The following is a 16,020-nucleotide window of genomic DNA, read 5'->3' on the forward strand; positions in this document are numbered from 1 at the left end:
GACGCCGGTGCGCGCGGTCCCGGGTCGGGACTACCGTCGACCCCGGCGCCGCACCGACGCGGCCCGGGAGGAACGACACATGGAACACCGCTACCTCGGCGACTCGGGACTCAAGGTCTCGGAGATCACCTACGGCAACTGGCTCACCCACGCATCGCAGGTCGAGAACGACGCGGCCATCGCCTGCGTGCGGGCGGCACTCGACGTGGGCATCTCGACCTTCGACACCGCGGACGTGTACGCGAACACGGGTGCCGAGACCGTCCTCGGCGAGGCCCTGAAGGGCGAGCGGCGGCAGTCCCTCGAGATCGCCACGAAGGTCTTCGGGCCGACCGGGCCCAAGGGACACAACGACACCGGTCTGTCGCGCAAGCACATCCTCGAGTCGATCGACGGTTCGCTGCAGCGGCTCCAGACCGACTACGTCGACCTGTACCAGGCGCACCGCTTCGACCACGAGACCCCGCTCGAGGAGACCATGCAGGCCTTCGCGGACATCGTCCGGCAGGGCAAGGTCCTGTACATCGGCGTCTCCGAGTGGACGTCCGAGCAGATCGAGAAGGGCCACGCGCTCGCGAAGCAGCTCGGGGTCCAGCTCATCTCGAACCAGCCGCAGTACTCGATGCTCTGGCGCGTGATCGAGGGCGAGGTCGTCCCCACGTCGGAGCAGCTCGGCATCTCGCAGATCGTCTGGTCGCCCATCGCCCAGGGTGTCCTGACGGGCAAGTACCAGCCGGGCCAGCCGCTTCCCGAGGGCTCCCGCGCGACGGACGAGAAGGGCGGGGCGCAGATGATCTCGCGCTGGATGCGCGACGACGTGCTCGAGCGGGTACAGCAGTTGCAGCCGATCGCGCAGGAGCTGAGCCTGTCCATGGCGCAGCTCGCCGTGGCGTGGACCCTGCAGAACGACAACGTCGCGTCCGCCATCATCGGCGCGTCCCGTCCCGAGCAGGTGCACGACAACGCCGGCGCGGCCGGTGTCCGGATCCCGGCAGAAGCCCTCGCCCGCATCGACGAGGTCCTCGGCGACGTCGTCGAGCGCGACCCGGCGAAGACGAACGACAGCTCGCCGAAGACGCGCGAGGCCTAGGAGCGGTCAGCGGCGGCGCCACCACCGACGCCGCCGCTGCCGTTCCTCCGCATCGGCGGCGGCCTGCTCGGCCGTTGCGGCGCGGTCGACCGCGAGTCGGGCCTCCCGGCGGTCGCGCCACCGCTCGATCTCGACGTCGACGTCGCGGACCGGCGTGACGACCGGCGGGCCGCCCATGAGCTGCCGCCGTGCCTCGACGACCCGCGCGTCGAAGTCCTCGACGATCTCGCGGACGCGTCGCTCGCTCGACTCCTCGTCGAGCCGGGCGTCGAGTTCCGCGTCCTCCTTCCGGAGGGCGAGCGCCGGCGGTCCGAGGCCGGTCAGCTCCTCGCGTTCGACGTAGCGCCGGATCCACCAGTCGGGGTCGTGCCGGCCGTCGTTGTCCGGCAGGGGCTTGCCGCGCAGCGGGTTGTGCTCGAACACCCCACGTTCGTCACCCTCCTCGATGAGCGCGTTGGCGTGCGCGACCATGTCCCGGGCACCCCGGAGCCGTCGCTCGGCACGGACCTCGTCGGGGTCGAGTGATCGCGATGCGGGCGTGCCCGATGCCTCCGTCTCGCGCGCCTGCTCCTCGGCGTACTGCGCGAACCGGTACCGGGCCGCTTTCCGCAGCCGGTCCATCCGGGCGTCGGGGTCGTTCGTCATCCTTCGCGGGCCATCTCCTCGATCGTGATCGCCGCGTTGATGAGGGCGAGGTGGGACAGGCCCTGCGGCAGGTTCCCCATGAACTCCCCGTTGTCGGCGCTGATCATCTCGGCGAACAGCCCGACGTCGTTCCCCTGGGCGACCATGTCGTCCATGAGCGCCCTGGCTTCGCCGTCACGTCCCACGCAGGCCAACGCCGACGCGAGCCAGAACGAGCAGGCCACGAACGGCGACTCCTCGTCCTCGAGCCCGGAGTAGCGGTAGACGAGCGGTCCGACCGACAGCTGCTCCCGGATGGCGTCGATCGTCGCGGACATCCGCGGTCCCCGGTCGAACGACGACGAGGCGTGCAGCAGGATCGACGCGTCGAGGGCATCGGTGTCGGGGTGCATGACGTAGTGGCCGAGTTCCTCGTTCCAGCCGTGCTCAGCCACCCACTGCTCGATGAGCTCGCGGTTCTCCACCCACTTGTCGCGCGGGCCGCCGATCTGCCCCTTGTCGTGCAGTTCGATCGCCGCGTCGAGTGCCTGCCAGCAGCCGATCTTGCTCGTCGTGTAGTGGTGGGCCTCCTGGAGCTCCCACATCCCGGAGTCCTCCTCGACCCACTTGTGGCAGGCCTCGTCCGCGAGCCGTTCGAGCACGTGCGCCGTCTGCCGGTCAAGGACGTTCCCCTGCGCGACGTACTGCCGCATGACGTCGAACACGTCGCCCCAGACGCCGAGCTGGAGCTGGTCCGCTGCGCGGTTGCCCTCGGTCACTGGACCGATGCCGCGCCAGCCGGGCACGTCACGTTCCACGACGCCGTCCGACCGCGCGCCGGAGAGCCGGTAGAAGATCGGCATGCCGTCGCCGTTGTCCGCGATGGTCCGCATGAGCCACGAGACGGCGGCGTGCGTCTCCTCGCGGAGCCCGAACCGCGTCAGCGCGCGGACCGAGTAGGCGAGGTCGCGCACCCAGGCGAACCGGTAGTCCCAGTTCTTGTCGCCGTGCTCGTCCTCGGGCAGCGACGTGGTGGCCGCGGCTGCGATCGACCCCGTCGGCGCGAAGATGAGCAGCTTGAGCGCGAGGGCGCTGCGGTGCACGGCGTCCGCCCAGGGGCCGTCGTACGCGAACTCCTTCGACCAGGTCTCCCAGTTGCGGATGGTGCGGTCGACACCGCGCATCGTCTCGTGCGGGTCCGGGATGAACAGCGGCTCGTCGAGCGTCCCGATGACCGACAGGATCGACCTCGAGCCCTCGGACGTCCGGAACCGTCCGGAGAACCGCGGGCCGTCCTCGTGCACGGGCTCGAACCCGAGCTCGACGATGGCGATGCTCACGCCGTCCACCGCCACGATCGAGCCGTTCACCGTGTCGAGTCGTTCCGGTCGGGCCTGCCCGAGGAGCGTGCCCGGCTGGACCGCCCACTCGAACTCGACCGCCCCGCGGACGCCCTGCACGCAGCGCCCGAGTTGTGCCCAGGGCAGTCGTCCGGCCACGCCGGTGGCCATGGCGTCCGTGACCGTGGCCTCGCCGTCGGCGGTGGTCCACGTCGTGCAGAGCACGTTCGTGCCGGGCAGATAGCTGCGCTCCATGTGCGCCGGGCCGGTCGGCTTCAACGCGATGTGCCCGCCGTGCTCGGCATCGAGGATGCTCGCGAAGGGAGCGGGGGAGTCCATGGACGGCACCGGCAACCAGTCGATCCGGCCGTCGCGGCCGACGAGCGCCACGGTGCGGCCGTCGCCGATGGCCGCGTAGGAGCGGAGGGGGGCGTAGCCGTCGGTGCGTTCGGCGTTGTCGGAGGAGTCCGGGGTGTCCGGAGTGCGCTCGGGCATCCTCCTACTCTGCTCCCCTCGACTGCGAGCAGTCCGGCTGCCGTTCCCACCTCCGGTCCACGGGCCCACACCGACCTGTGCGACCCGCGCCGGGCCTCCCGGGCGTGTCGCGGTTGTGCAGCTCGGGCGTGTCGCACTATGGTCGGTGCTCCGTGCCCGCCCTGGGCACCCGACTGGAGGACCGCCGTGCGCGTCGAACAGCAGCCCCGGAAGCGGAACGAGCAGCAGCTCGTGCCGCTCATGTGGCGTGCGCTCGAGCAGCGGCCCACCAGCAGCTATCCCGTGTAGGCACGGTCGTCCTCCCACGCCCGTGCCGACCAGGCCCAGGGCGTCTTGCGCACCCGTCTCCCGTCGACCACATCGGTCACCGACCATCGTGTCGGTCGGGAGGGACGGTGCCGGTCCGCCCCGGACCGTCACCATCCCGATCCGACGGAAGGCGGAACGATGCAGAAGATCAACGACCGATTGCTCTCGTGGGCGAGTCTCCTCGAGGAGACGACCGAGCAGCAGGCACGGACCACGGCCGCGATGCCCTTCGTGTTCCCGCACGTGGCGCTCATGCCCGACGCGCACCTGGGGCTCGGCGCGACCGTGGGCTCCGTCATCCCGACGCTCCGCGCGGTCATGCCCGCCGCCGTCGGCGTGGACATCGGCTGCGGCATGATCGCCGTCCGGACCCAGTTCGACCGCGCCGACCTGCCGACCGACCTGCGCCCGCTCCGCGAGCAGATCGAGCGGGCGGTCCCGCTGTCGGCCGGGGCCGCGAACCGGAAGGTCGTCGCGACGGCCGCGCCCCGCATCGCGGAGCTCGAGGCGCTCGCCGACGCCGCGGGGTTCGACCCGGCGCGAGCCCTCGGCGGATGGCGCGAGCAGCTCGGCACACTCGGGAGCGGCAACCACTTCATCGAGGTGAGCGTCGACGAGACCGACCGTGTCTGGCTGTTCCTGCACTCGGGCAGCCGGGGTGTCGGGAACAAGATCGCCCAGCGGCACATCGCGGTCGCGAAGCGGCTCATGGAGCGCTGGTGGATCCAGCTGCCCGATGCCGACCTCGCGTACCTGGTCGAGGGGACGCCGGAGTTCGACCGGTACATCGCCGAGCTCCGGTGGGCGCAGCACTACGCCCTGCTCAACCGCGAGGAGATGATGGACCGCGTCGTCCGCCAGCTCAGCGAGGTCATGGGGGTGGTGGTGGACGAGCAGGAGCGCATCAACTGCCACCACAACTTCACGCAGCAGGAGCGGCACTGGGGCAAGGACGTGTGGGTGTCGCGGAAGGGTGCGATCTCGGCGCGCGAGGGGCAGCTCGGACTCGTGCCGGGGTCCATGGGCACGGCCTCGTACGTGGTCGAGGGGCGCGGCAACGCGCAGTCGCTCGCGTCGTCACCGCACGGAGCCGGGAGGTCCTACTCGCGGTCCGCGGCTCGGCGCACCTTCACACACGAGCAGCTCCGCGCGGCGATGGCGGGGATCGAGTTCCGGGACACGGATGCGTTCCTCGACGAGATCCCGGCGGCCTACAAGCCGATCGACCAGGTGATGGCGGACGCCGCCGACCTCGTGACGATCCGTCACACGCTGCGGCAGCTCGTCAACGTCAAGGGCGACTGACGCCCCGAGCGCCGCGCCGGGTCACCCCGGCGTGGCGCTCGTCCAGCGTCGGCGGAGCACCCGCTCGACCGGCCCGGAAGCGAACAGCAGCAGGAGCGCGAAGAAGTTGACGGCGGGCACGAGGCTCCCCACCACGGCGGCCAGGAGCAACAGGCCGGCGCTCACGGCCGAGCCGAGGAGCTGCTGGCGGGCGGCGGTGCGCTCGCGGTCGGTCAGGTAGCGCGCCGACGTCGGCGTCCCGGTGCGCGGCCTCGGGCACGATGTCGACGAGCGGCAGCACGAGCAGCGTGATCGCGATCGCCGCGACCGCGTCGGTGAACACCACGAGTCGCTCGGTCTCCGACTCGCGCTGCGCATCCACGGGATGAGTATGGAGCACGCGTCACGTCCGGGGTGCGTCCTCAGCGCGGCCCGGGTAGACCGGGGTGCATGTCCACCGCCACGACCGGTCCCGTCCGCGCGTTCACCGATGCGAAGGCAGCGCTCGTCGAGAGCATCGTCTGGGACCTGGACGGCCAGCGCCTGCACTGGACCGACATCCCGCTCGGCACCCTGCACACCGCGACCGCGCAGGGCGTCGTGGTGTCCTCGGTCCCGCTGCCGCCGCCGCTCGCGTCGTTCCAGCCCCGTGCCTCCGGAGGGTTCGTCGCGGCGCTCGGGGACCGCGTGGTCCTGACCAACGCCGACGGTGCCATCGACCGTGAGCTCGCGACCGTCGAGCACGCCAAACCGGACATGCGGTTCAACGAGGGCAAATGCGATCCCTTCGGCCGGTTCCTCGTGGGGAGCATGGACCTCCAGGGCGACGGCGACGCGGCCCTCTACGCGATCGACCCGGACGGCACCGTACGCGTGCTCCGAGGCGGGTTCGGCACGACGAACGGGATGGAGTGGTCGCCGGACGGCAGCGTCATGTACGTCACGGACACCGCGGTCTCCACGATCTTCCGCGGCTCCTACGGCCCGGACGGCGAACTCGGCGACCTGGAGCCCTTCGTCAGTGGTGCCGCGCACGACGGCCTGGTGCGCGACGACGAGGGCTGCTTCTGGGGCGCGATCTACGGCGAGGGGCGCGTGGAGCGCTACTCGCCCGACGGCGAACGCCTGGAGGTCGTCGACCTGCCCGCCCCGAACGTCACCTCGGTCGCGTTCGGGGGCGTGGACATGAGCACGCTGTTCATCGGCACCGCTCGCGAGAACCTCACGGAGGAGCAGCTCGAGCAGGCGCCGCTCTCCGGCGCCGTCCTCGCGGTGCCGACGCGGGTGCACGGGATCCCGGCCCACCGCTTCGCGGGCTGACCGCGCGGGGTGACGGGAGGGACGGGACGGCCGCATCCCGCGCCTCCCGGCCCGTCGCGCCACCCGTTCGGGGGTGCGGCCGTTATCGTCGGTCATCCGCCCGAGCGAGCACCCGGAGGTCCACGTGTCCGACGCCCTGCCGAACGCCACCGTCACCGTCAGTCGCGTCCCGGTCGACGGCACCACCGTCCGCGTGAGCACGATCGGCGCCCCCGGGGACCGTGCGTTCGTGCTCGTCGCGGGCCTCGGCGTCGCGGCGACCCACCGCGAGCGGCTCGCCTCGAACCTCAACGCGTTCGGCCCGGTGCACGCCCTCGACCTGCCCGGGTTCGCCGGGGTCCGACGGTTCCGCGGGACCGTCTCGATCGAGCGGTACGCCGATGCGGTCGAGGCCGTCATCGACGCGCTCGGGCTCGTCGACCCGGTCCTCGTCGGGCACTCGATGGGGGCGCAGGTCGTCACGGAGGTGGCGGCCCGCCGGCCCGACCTCAGCGACGTCGTCCTGATCAGCCCGGTCGTCGACAGCGCTGCGCGCACGGTGAGCGAGTCGATGGTGCGGTTCGCCCGCTCGGTCGTCCACGAGCCGGCCGCGATCCGCTGGCACGCCCTCACCGCGTACGCGTTGTGCGGCTGGCACTGGTTCCGGGCGGTCCTGCCCCGCATGCTCGCGTACCCGATCGAGCGTCGGGCGGAGGCCGTGCAGGCCCGGGTGCTCGTCGTCCGCGGTGAGCACGACGCCCTCGTCCCGCGCGACTGGGTGCGGCGGCTCGGGCGGGTGTTCCCGTACGCGGTCCTCCGTGAGGTCACGGGCGGCGCCCACGCCGTCGTGCACGCGCAGGCGGACGTCGTCGCGGCGCTCGCCGTGGCGCACGTGCGCGGGGACCTGCCGGACCGCGGGGTGGCGTCGCTCACCGCGGTGGCGGACACGACCACGAGGTCGGACCTCGACCGACTGCGCCCTGCGGAGGCGTGGCACGTCCTCGTCGCGCGCCTCCGTGAACTCGTCGGCGTGGTCCGCGGGGACGACCTGGTCGCGGCCGGGAAGACCGAGGACGCTCGCGCCACCGTCCACGACGACGAACCGGTCGGCGACGGCGAGCAGGTGATCGCGGACGGCGAGCTCGCCGCGGGGTCGGAGGACGGCGCCGAGCGCCGCGCCGACGGCGACGAGCGGTCGACGCCGGTCCGTGGGCCCGAGCGCGTCGAGGACGCGGCCTGAGCGACGGACGGAGGCTGGGCCTCCCGGCTCAGCCCCCGGTGGGGATCCGGCCCGGCAGCATGTCGGGGGTGAGCGCTTCCGCCTCGGCGAGCACCTGGCGCGCCGCGTCACGCTGCCCCTGCACGTTCCACAGGAGCACGCCGCGGGTCACGTCCCCGTCGAGGTAGTACACGACGCCCTGTTCGAGCGGGGCCGCCCAGTCCTCGACCGTGCGGAGCGTCGCCTGGACGCGGCCGACGGCCTCGTACCCGATGTCGAACACGTTCGAGTAGTAGTAGGGCGTGTGGGTGTACGGCTCGTCGGCACCCGCGAGGTTCCGGCCCGCCTGCCGGCCCTGTTCCTGCGCGTTGTCGACGTGCTCGACGCGGCGGCGGCCGAGCACCAGGTCCGGGTACTCGGCCACGTCGCCCGCGGCGAAGACGTCCGGGTCCTCCGTCACGAGCGTCGCCGAGACCACGATGCCGTCGTCGACCGGGAGGCCCGCATCCCGTGCCAGGTCGACGTTCGGCGTGATCCCGAGCCCGGAGACGACCGCGTCGGCGCGGAGCTCGCGGCCGTCGTCGAGTGTGACGATCACGCCGTCGTCGGTCCCGTGCCCGTCGGTGACCCTGCGGCCGCCGACGAGATCGACACCGGCGTCGCGGTACCGGCGCTCGAACGCCGCCGCGAGGTCCGCCGGGAACATGGAGCCGCCGAGCACGTCGTCGGGGTGCACGAGCGTCACGGTCGCGCCGTTCTGCACGAGCGCCGCGGCGAGTTCCGTGCCGATGTACGAGCCGCCGACGACGATGACGTGGGCGTGCTGGTCCGCGAACCCCCGCAGTCGTCGGTAGTCCTCGGCGCTCCGGTAGTCGATCACGCGGTCGTCGTGCTCGATCGGCAGCGGCGTGGGTGTTCCGCCGGTCGCGATGAGCAGCCGCTCGTACCCGAACCGCTGTCCGTCATCGGTCGTCACCGTCTTCGCCGTACGGTCGATCGCGACCACCGTCGTGCGCAGGTGGATCTCGGCGCCGGTCGCGTCGGCCGTGTGCAGGTCGACCTTGTCCCAGCTGAAGTCCGGATCGGTCCAGAGTTTCTTCGACAGCGCGGGGCGGGCGTAGGGGGTGTCCACGTCGGTGCTGAGGATGCCGATCGAGCCCTGCTCGTCGATCTCGCGGATGCCCTTGGCGGCGGCGTCGGCGACCATGCCCCCGCCGATCACGAGGTAGCGGTGGTCGGTCATCGTGTGTCTCCCGGTCAGATGGTGGCGACCGAGCCGGCGTCGACCCGGTAGTTGGACCCGTTCACGAACGAGGCGCGGTCGCTGCAGAGGAACGCGATGACGCTCGCGACCTCGTCGGGCTCGCCGCGGCGGTGCAGCTCGAGGTAGGGGCGCTCCTCGTCGAGGAACGACTCGATCGCTTCGTCGAAGCCCTGGCCCGTCTGCTCGGCCCGCTTCGTCATCATGGCGTCCGTCATCGGGGTGTGGATGAAGGCGGGGGAGACCGTGTTGACGAGCAGCCCCTCCTTCGCGTAGCTCCGGGACAGTCCCTTGGCGAACGAGAGCACGCCGGCCTTCGCCGCGCAGTACGGCAGCTCGTCGTCGTAGGGCTGGAGGGCGTCCTCGCTCGTCACGTAGACGATCCGGCCCCAGCCACCGTCGCGCAGGTCACCGATGAACTCGCGCGTGATCCGCACCGGGCCCATGAGATCGATGTCGATGGTCGACAGCCAACCCTGCTCGTCGATCTCGTGGAACATGCCCTGGGCGCCCGTGACCCCCGAGGACTGCACGAGGATGTCGATCACGCCGACGGACTCGCGGACCTGGTCGTGGAGGCGGGTGAGGCTCGCGCTGTCGGTGACGTCCGCGGCGAACGCGAAGAGCCGGCCCGGGTGGGCCTCGAGCTTCGCGGCCGAGTCGTCGAGGGCGGCTTGGTCGAGGTCGGTGATCACGACGGTGGCGCCCTCGCTGAGCAGGAGCTTGGCCGTCTGCCAGCCGATGCCGGAGTCCGCGCCGAAGACGAGCGCGATGCGGCCCGAGATGCCGAGGTCCATGGGGTGGTGCTCCTGTCTGTCGTTCTGCGTGCGCGCACGACGACGGCCGCGTCGGCGGATGCCGCCGCGGCCGGTCGCCGGTGCGTCGTGGCACGGATGGGCGGGTGACCCGGATGCGCGGGTGACCCGGAGAGGGGTCGGCTCAGCTCAGGCTGGTCGACTGCGCGCTCTCGACGCTCTCGGCGTTCGGAGCGGTCGTCGCCGCCGACAGCGTCTGCTTCGGCGTGCGGTTCTCGGCGCTGACCATCCACGCGAGCTGCTCGAGTCGGTCGATGATCGCGTGCAGGATGTCCGCGGTCGACGGGTCTTCCTCGTCGACCTCGTCGTGCACGTCGCGCATGGTCCCCACGGCCTGGTAGAGGCGCAGGGTGATCATGTCGACGACGTCGTGGGTCGAGACCTCGCCCTCCGGGAACTCGTCGAGGCTCGAGGTGGCGCCGACGGTCTTCGAGCGACCGTCGGGCGTGGCGTAGAGGGCGCGCATGCGCTCCGCCACGGTGTCGGAGAACTCACGTGCCTCCGTGACGATCTCGTCGAGCTGGAGGTGGAGGTCCCGGAAGTTGTGTCCGAGCACGTTCCAGTGGGCCTGCTTGCCCTGGACGTGCAGGTCGATGAGGTCCACGAGGACCTTCTGGAGATTGCCGGCGAGCTTGTCCGATGCGTGCATGATGGCTCCGTTCCGAGGTTCGGTGACGGTTCCCTGTCTACCCGGTGCGGCATGGTCGACGCTCAGCCGACGTCCGGACACGCGTCCCCCGTGACCGGTCGGCTGGGCGGTCAGTCCTCGTGCGGGTCGACCATGTCGACCGCCGCACGGACGTCCTCGAGGAAGGTCATGACGACCCGGGCCTCGTCCGCCGTGAGGGACTCCGCGATGTGCATCATCCGCCGGTGCATGCGACCGAGCGTCGCGCGGACCTCGGTGTCCGTGTTGGTCGTCGGGACGATGACGAGTGCACGACGGTCGGTCGGGTGCGGCTCACGCCGGACGTGGCCGCTCCTGACGAGGCGGTCGACCAGGATCGTCGTCGATGCCGACGAGATCTTGAGGTAGGCGGCGAGGTCCTTCGGGCTGATGGTGCGGTCCGCCCGCTGCGCCTGCAGCAGGAACCGGACGGCCAGGAGGTCCGTCTCGCCCATGCCCATCGCGTCACGGGTCCGGCGACGCATCGCCGTCTCGGCCCCGCGGTAGCGGCGCAGGGCGTTCAGCACGTCGACGCCCCGCTGGGTCGCATCGTCGTCGGGGTACCAGTACCCGGACGGCTCGGTGACCTCCTGCGTGCTCATGCACACCACCCTAACCTGCCTACTTGCTAGACCGGCTAGCGAACGCCGGGACGTACAGGAACCACTCGGGCGGTGGTGCGCGCAGTGGCTGGGCGTGGCGGGCAACGGCCAGCTCGCGCTCGGGATGCGGCCCTCTCTCGGGTCCGCGATCCCTCCGAGCCACCGCCGCGTAGCGTGACGGACGCACCGAACCCGCCGCGAGAGGAACGACGCTTCCGTGTCCACCCAGCCACCGGTCCCCGGGACCGACCAGCCGACCCCGTCCCTCCACGACCCGGACTGGTGGCGCCAAGCCGTCGTCTACCAGGTGTACCCACGGAGCTTCGCCGACGTCGACGGCGACGGCGTCGGTGACATCGCCGGGGTGACCGACCGGGTGCCGTACCTGCGGGAGCTCGGCGTCGACGCGATCTGGCTCAGCCCGTTCTACCCGTCCGCCCTCGCGGACGGCGGCTACGACGTGGCCGACTACCGCGACGTCGACCCGAAGCTCGGGACGCTCGCCGACTTCGACGCCCTGGTCGCGGCCGCGCACGCCGCCGGGATCCGGATCATCGTCGACGTCGTCCCGAACCACACCTCCGACCTGCACGTGTGGTTCCAGGAGGCACTCGAGTCCCCACGGGGCTCCGCCGCTCGGGCCCGCTACGTGTTCCGCGACGGCTCCGGTCCCGACGGCGCGGAGCCGCCGTCCGACTGGGTCTCGAACTTCGGCGGCTCCGCGTGGACCCGGGTCGCCGACGGCCAGTGGTACCTGCACCTGTTCGCGCGGGAGCAGCCCGACCTCGACTGGTCGAACCCGGAGGTCCGCGCCGACTTCGAGCAGACGCTCCGCTTCTGGTCGGACCGCGGGGTCGACGGCTTCCGCGTCGACGTCGCGCACGCCATGGCCAAGGACCTGTCGGAGCCGTTCCGGCCGAGCGACCAGGACCACCTGCCCCTCGACGGCAGCGACCCGCTCTACGACCGCGACGAGGTGCACGAGATCCTCGGGTCCTGGCGACGGGTGCTCGACGAGTACGACCCGCCGCGGAGCGCGATCGCCGAGGCGTGGGTACCCGCCCGCCGTCGCGTGCTCTACGCCCGACCGACGGAACTCGGGCAGGCGTTCAACTTCGACCTGCTCGAGGCCCCGTTCGACCCCGAGGCCTTCCGCGCGATCATCGACGAGAACCTCGCGCAGGCGAGTCAGTCCGGGGCCTCGAGCACCTGGGTGCTGTCGAACCACGACGTCGTGCGGCACGCCACGCGGTACGGGCTCCCGGACGGTGCGGACTCGGGCGCCTGGCTCATGAGCGACGGCAGGGAGCCGGTGCTCGACCGCGACCGCGGGCTCCGTCGTGCCCGTGCCGCGTCCCTCCTCGTGCTCGCGCTGCCCGGGTCCGCGTACGTGTACCAGGGCGAGGAGCTCGGCCTCCACGAGGTCGCGGACATCCCGTACGACCGCCTGCAGGACCCGAAGTGGGCGCGCTCGGAGCACACGGACAAGGGCCGTGACGGCTGCCGCGTGCCGATCCCGTGGACCCGGTCCGGCTCCTCGTTCGGGTTCGGGCCGGACGGGGCACACCTGCCGCAGCCCGCCGACTTCGGGACGTGGAGCGTCGAGGCCGAGGACGGCGTCGACGGCAGCACGTTGGAGCTGTACCGCGCGGCGCTCGCGTTCCGTCGGACGCACCGCGGCGGCGAGGACCTGACGTGGCTCGAGACACCGGACCGGGTGGTCGGGTTCGCGCGCGCCGACGGATGGCGCTCGGTCACGAACTTCGGCACCGACCCCGTGCCGCTGCCCGAGGGCGCCGTCGTCGTGGCGTCGTGCCCGATCGAGGACGGGCTGTTGCCGGGCGAGAGCACGGTGTGGCTCACCGCGTGAGCTGACGGCGGACCGTCCACTGCGTGCGGTGGGCGGCCCGTCGGCCCGTCGGTCCGCCGTCCACAGCCGGGAGGCCCGGGCGCGGCCTCCACAACCGGTCCGCTCCGGCCTCGGGGGAGCGACTCCGGTCCCCAGCATGGGCGGCATGACATCAGCACCACGAGCACATCCACCGACACCAGCACGACCCGGGACGCCGGGCGCCGTACCCCGCGCCGCGGCGCTGCGGCGACTGCGGCGCATCGCCTGCGGAGCCCTGGCACTCTCCGCGCTGAGCGCCGGGGCCATGCTCCCCGTGACGACCGCCCACGCAGCCGAGCTCGCGTTCCCGTTCCACACCGACTTCGACTCGGCCGACGGCGGGACGCTGTCCGGCGACGCCGAGGTCGGGGACGGCTGGCTGCGACTCACGGACGCCGTGCGGAGCGAGGCGGGCTCCTGGGCCACCGACGACGTGTTCGCGTCGGACCTCGGGCTCGAGATCGAGTTCCGGTACGCGATGCACGGCGGCACCGGGGCGGACGGCCTGCTCATGTCGCTGTCGGACGGTGCCGTCGCGCCGGGGGTCGGGCGACCCGGCGCGGCGCTCGGGTACAGCTGCTACGACGACTCGGGCCACTACGGCACCTGCGACGTCGCCGGCATGCCCGGAGCGTTCGTCGGCGTCGGGTTCGACCTGCGCGGCAACTTCTCACGCCCGTTCAACGGGTCCGGCCCCGGCCCCCAGCCCGACCACGTCGTGCTCCGCGGCTCGGGGAACGGCACCGACGGCTACCGGTTCCTCCGCGGCGCGGTCGGCCCCGACGGTGGAGTGGGGACGCAGTCCCGGTCCGACGAACGGACGGTGCACGTCACGTTGCTGCCGGCCGCCGACGGGGTCCTCGCACTCACGGTGCGGTCCGACTCCGGACCGGGTACCCGGATGCGGACCGTGATCGACCAGGTGGCGCTCGAGGGTGACGGACAGGCGCCGCTCCCGGACACGCTGCGCCTCGGGTTCACCGCCTCGACCGGCAACTCGACCAACGCCCACGAGGTCGACGACCTGACCGTGTCCATCCCGACCGACGTCGGCATCACGCAGGAGATGCCGGAGCGCGTCGTCGCGGGCACGCACGTCCGGTACACGGCGACCGCGACGAACCGGGGGCGGAACGGCTCCGCGCGCAACGACGTGGTGATCGCGACGCCGACCGAACTGCACGACGTCCGCTGGACGTGCGCCGCCACGGCCGGTGCCGCGTGCGGTGCGGGGTCCGGCGCCGGTCCGGAGATCGCCACGACGGCCGACATCGACCCGGGGGCCACGGTCACCTGGACGATCGAGGGCGACCTCGCTGCGGACGCCACGGGGCAGATCGCGAGCGCGGCACGGATCACCACGCCACCGTCGCGCGCCGACACGAACACGGCGGACAACGCGTCGACGGTCCGGGCCGCGATCGGGACCGACGCCGCGCTGCGCACCGAGAAGGCCGCCGAGCTCCTGCCCGGGGACGTCGAGCTGCTGCCCGGGGGCGTGTTCCGGTACACGATCACCGCGGTCAACGGCGGACCGTCCGACGCGCGCCGGGTCGGTGCGGTCGACGACCTGCCGGAGCCCGTGCGCTTCGTGGGGTCCGAGGACGGCTGTCGCGCCGACGGTCAGCACGTGACGTGCTCCTCGGCGGTCACGGTCGCACCGGGCGAACGGCACCGGTTCCGTTTCGACGCCCAACTCGACGCCGGGTACCGCGGCGACGGCGCCGACGTCCTCAACGTCGCGATCGCCACCTCGCCCGACGACCCGGACGACGGCGACCCGTCGGACCCCGTGCCGCTGCCCGGACCGATCGGCACGATCGAACCGCCCGTCGTGACACCGACCACCCCGCCCCACGGCGGTGAGCACCCGACCGCGACGCCACGGCCCTCGGCCTCCGCGACACCGGTCGCCGCCGGAGCGCACCCGGCCCGGCTCGCCTTCACCGGAACCGTGGGCACGGCTGCTGCGGTCCTGGTCGCGGCGATCGCCGTCGTCACCGGCCTGGGCGTCCGCTCGGTCCGTCGCCGACGTGAGCTCGAGCGACAGGAGGACCCCGCGGCCTGACCGGTCGTGTCGCGCGCCGTCGGCCCGCGGGGTCGGCGGCGCGCGTTCGCGGTTCGAGCATCCTCAGCCGCGACGCCGCCGGCCGGACGGGCCCGCATCGGCCCGGCGGTACCATTGACCGTACGATCAGCCTGCCCAAGAGAGGGATTCCGTGTCCGACACCGTGGACGACGCCGCGCAGCGCGCCCGGTACTGGACGGTCCCGTTGTCCCGGGCACTGCCCGCCGCGGTCGTGGCGATGGTGATCACGTTCTCGTCGAACCACGCCACCTCGCTCGGGCTGGTGCTGTTCGGCGCCTTCGCGATCGTCGAGGGCGCCCTGCTCGGCGTCGGCAGCCTGCGCCGACTCGACGACCCCCGGTCCCGTCGCCTCGCCGTCGTGCAGGCTGCGGTGACCGTCGCAGCCGGCGTCGTCGCGCTGTTCCTCCCGTCTGCGGGACTCCCGGCGTTCCTCGCGGTCGTCACCGCGTTCGCGGTCGTCACCGGGGGCATCGAACTCCTGCAGGGCGTCCTCGCGCGGCGTACGTCGCCCTTCGCCCGCGACTGGATGACCGTCGGGGGGCTCACGGTCCTGCTGGCGATCGCGTTCCTGCTGACGCCTCCGGACTACTCCAAGGACCTCGGCGGCATCGAGCACGTCAGCGGCACGCTCGACTCGTCGATCATCCTCGTCGGCCTGCTCGGCGCGTACCTCGCCCTGACGGCGGTCTTCCACGTGATCGCCGCCCTCTCGCACAAGTGGGGGACCTCGGCACCCACGCCGTCGGCCCCGAACGGAGCACCACACGCATGACCACCCCAAGCCGCCGCGACCGGCTCCGCCCGGTCGAACTCCTCGCGATCTCGGCGATCGTCGCGGTGTTCGTCGGACTCGTCGTCCTGATGTCCACCCGTCAGCCCGAACTCGCGGCGGTGTTCCTCTGCATCGCGTTCATCGTCGTCATCGTCGTGCTGGCGATGTTGCAGCTGGCGGCCACGAGTGAGCAGGACGACAACGACATGCTCGGCGGACACCGGAAGGACGAGGGCGACGACCACCACTGACCACGACCGACG

General features: G+C 72.2%; 15 protein-coding genes and 1 pseudogene. 8 read left to right on the plus strand and 8 right to left on the minus strand.

What is annotated here, in order from left to right:
* Nucleotides 1–79 precede the first annotated feature (79 nt).
* Nucleotides 80–1,090, plus strand: a complete 1,011-nt coding sequence (locus tag DEI94_RS01670; RefSeq protein ID WP_111009796.1) for an aldo/keto reductase family protein — start codon at nt 80–82, stop codon at nt 1,088–1,090.
* Nucleotides 1,091–1,096: 6 nt separating this feature from the next.
* Here DEI94_RS01670 and DEI94_RS01675 read toward each other — a convergent pair whose 3' ends face one another.
* Entirely contained in the window at nt 1,097–1,735 is a 639-nt protein-coding gene (locus DEI94_RS01675) for a DnaJ family domain-containing protein (protein ID WP_111026993.1), read from the minus strand.
* Nucleotides 1,732–3,549: a glycoside hydrolase family 15 protein gene (locus DEI94_RS01680; protein ID WP_111026992.1), complete on the minus strand. Its 1,818-nt coding sequence runs from the start codon at nt 3,547–3,549 to the stop codon at nt 1,732–1,734. Before DEI94_RS01680 ends, DEI94_RS01675 begins: the two co-directional genes overlap by 4 nt.
* Before the next feature lie 447 nt (nt 3,550–3,996).
* Here DEI94_RS01680 and DEI94_RS01685 point away from each other — a divergent pair, with 447 nt between their 5' ends.
* Nucleotides 3,997–5,163: an RtcB family protein gene (locus DEI94_RS01685; protein WP_111009793.1), complete on the plus strand. Its 1,167-nt coding sequence runs from the start codon at nt 3,997–3,999 to the stop codon at nt 5,161–5,163.
* Between the two features lie 21 nt (nt 5,164–5,184).
* Here the strand turns inward: DEI94_RS01685 and DEI94_RS01690 are convergent, their stop codons facing one another.
* Together DEI94_RS01690 and DEI94_RS19720 are read right to left on the minus strand one after the other, a co-directional pair.
* A complete protein-coding gene (locus DEI94_RS01690) occupies nt 5,185–5,328 on the minus strand; it encodes a hypothetical protein (protein ID WP_181436079.1) in 144 nt (47 codons plus the stop codon).
* A gap of 85 nt (nt 5,329–5,413) precedes the next feature.
* Nucleotides 5,414–5,542: pseudogene (locus DEI94_RS19720) on the minus strand (hypothetical protein); the annotation flags it as partial.
* 50 nt (nt 5,543–5,592) lie between these two features.
* On the opposite strand from DEI94_RS19720, the gene DEI94_RS01695 reads away from it, so the two are divergent.
* Both DEI94_RS01695 and DEI94_RS01700 read left to right on the plus strand, forming a co-directional pair.
* A complete protein-coding gene (locus tag DEI94_RS01695; RefSeq protein WP_111026991.1) occupies nt 5,593–6,462 on the plus strand; it encodes an SMP-30/gluconolactonase/LRE family protein in 870 nt (289 codons plus the stop codon).
* A 124-nt stretch (nt 6,463–6,586) separates the two neighbouring features.
* Nucleotides 6,587–7,681: an alpha/beta fold hydrolase gene (locus tag DEI94_RS01700; protein WP_146249506.1), complete on the plus strand. Its 1,095-nt coding sequence runs from the start codon at nt 6,587–6,589 to the stop codon at nt 7,679–7,681.
* 28 nt (nt 7,682–7,709) lie between these two features.
* Here DEI94_RS01700 and DEI94_RS01705 read toward each other — a convergent pair whose 3' ends face one another.
* The 4 genes from DEI94_RS01705 to DEI94_RS01720 form a co-directional block, all read right to left on the minus strand.
* Nucleotides 7,710–8,903: an NAD(P)/FAD-dependent oxidoreductase gene (locus tag DEI94_RS01705; RefSeq protein ID WP_111026989.1), complete on the minus strand. Its 1,194-nt coding sequence runs from the start codon at nt 8,901–8,903 to the stop codon at nt 7,710–7,712.
* A 14-nt stretch (nt 8,904–8,917) separates the two neighbouring features.
* Nucleotides 8,918–9,718 (minus strand): SDR family NAD(P)-dependent oxidoreductase, encoded by an 801-nt coding sequence (locus tag DEI94_RS01710; protein ID WP_111009788.1) that lies wholly within the window; start codon nt 9,716–9,718, stop codon nt 8,918–8,920.
* Between the two features lie 142 nt (nt 9,719–9,860).
* Entirely contained in the window at nt 9,861–10,385 is a 525-nt protein-coding gene (locus DEI94_RS01715; RefSeq protein WP_111009787.1) for a Dps family protein, read from the minus strand.
* Nucleotides 10,386–10,495: 110 nt separating this feature from the next.
* Complete coding sequence (locus DEI94_RS01720; RefSeq protein WP_111009786.1) at nt 10,496–11,005, minus strand: MarR family winged helix-turn-helix transcriptional regulator; 510 nt, start codon at nt 11,003–11,005, stop codon at nt 10,496–10,498.
* A 217-nt stretch (nt 11,006–11,222) separates the two neighbouring features.
* On the opposite strand from DEI94_RS01720, the gene DEI94_RS01725 reads away from it, so the two are divergent.
* From DEI94_RS01725 to DEI94_RS01740, 4 genes are all read left to right on the plus strand, one after another.
* The gene (locus tag DEI94_RS01725) at nt 11,223–12,875 is read left to right on the plus strand and encodes a glycoside hydrolase family 13 protein (RefSeq protein ID WP_111026988.1); all 1,653 of its coding nucleotides are present in this window, start codon (nt 11,223–11,225) and stop codon (nt 12,873–12,875) included.
* Between the two features lie 145 nt (nt 12,876–13,020).
* The gene (locus tag DEI94_RS01730; protein WP_181441829.1) at nt 13,021–14,964 is read left to right on the plus strand and encodes an L-type lectin family protein; all 1,944 of its coding nucleotides are present in this window, start codon (nt 13,021–13,023) and stop codon (nt 14,962–14,964) included.
* A 151-nt stretch (nt 14,965–15,115) separates the two neighbouring features.
* Entirely contained in the window at nt 15,116–15,757 is a 642-nt protein-coding gene (locus tag DEI94_RS01735) for a DUF308 domain-containing protein (protein WP_258368540.1), read from the plus strand.
* Nucleotides 15,754–16,008: an ABC transporter permease gene (locus tag DEI94_RS01740; RefSeq protein ID WP_111009783.1), complete on the plus strand. Its 255-nt coding sequence runs from the start codon at nt 15,754–15,756 to the stop codon at nt 16,006–16,008. Before DEI94_RS01735 ends, DEI94_RS01740 begins: the two co-directional genes overlap by 4 nt.
* The last annotated feature ends 12 nt before the right edge of the window (nt 16,009–16,020 follow it).

The organism is Curtobacterium sp. MCBD17_040, from assembly GCF_003234805.2.
GTDB lineage: Bacteria > Actinomycetota > Actinomycetes > Actinomycetales > Microbacteriaceae > Curtobacterium.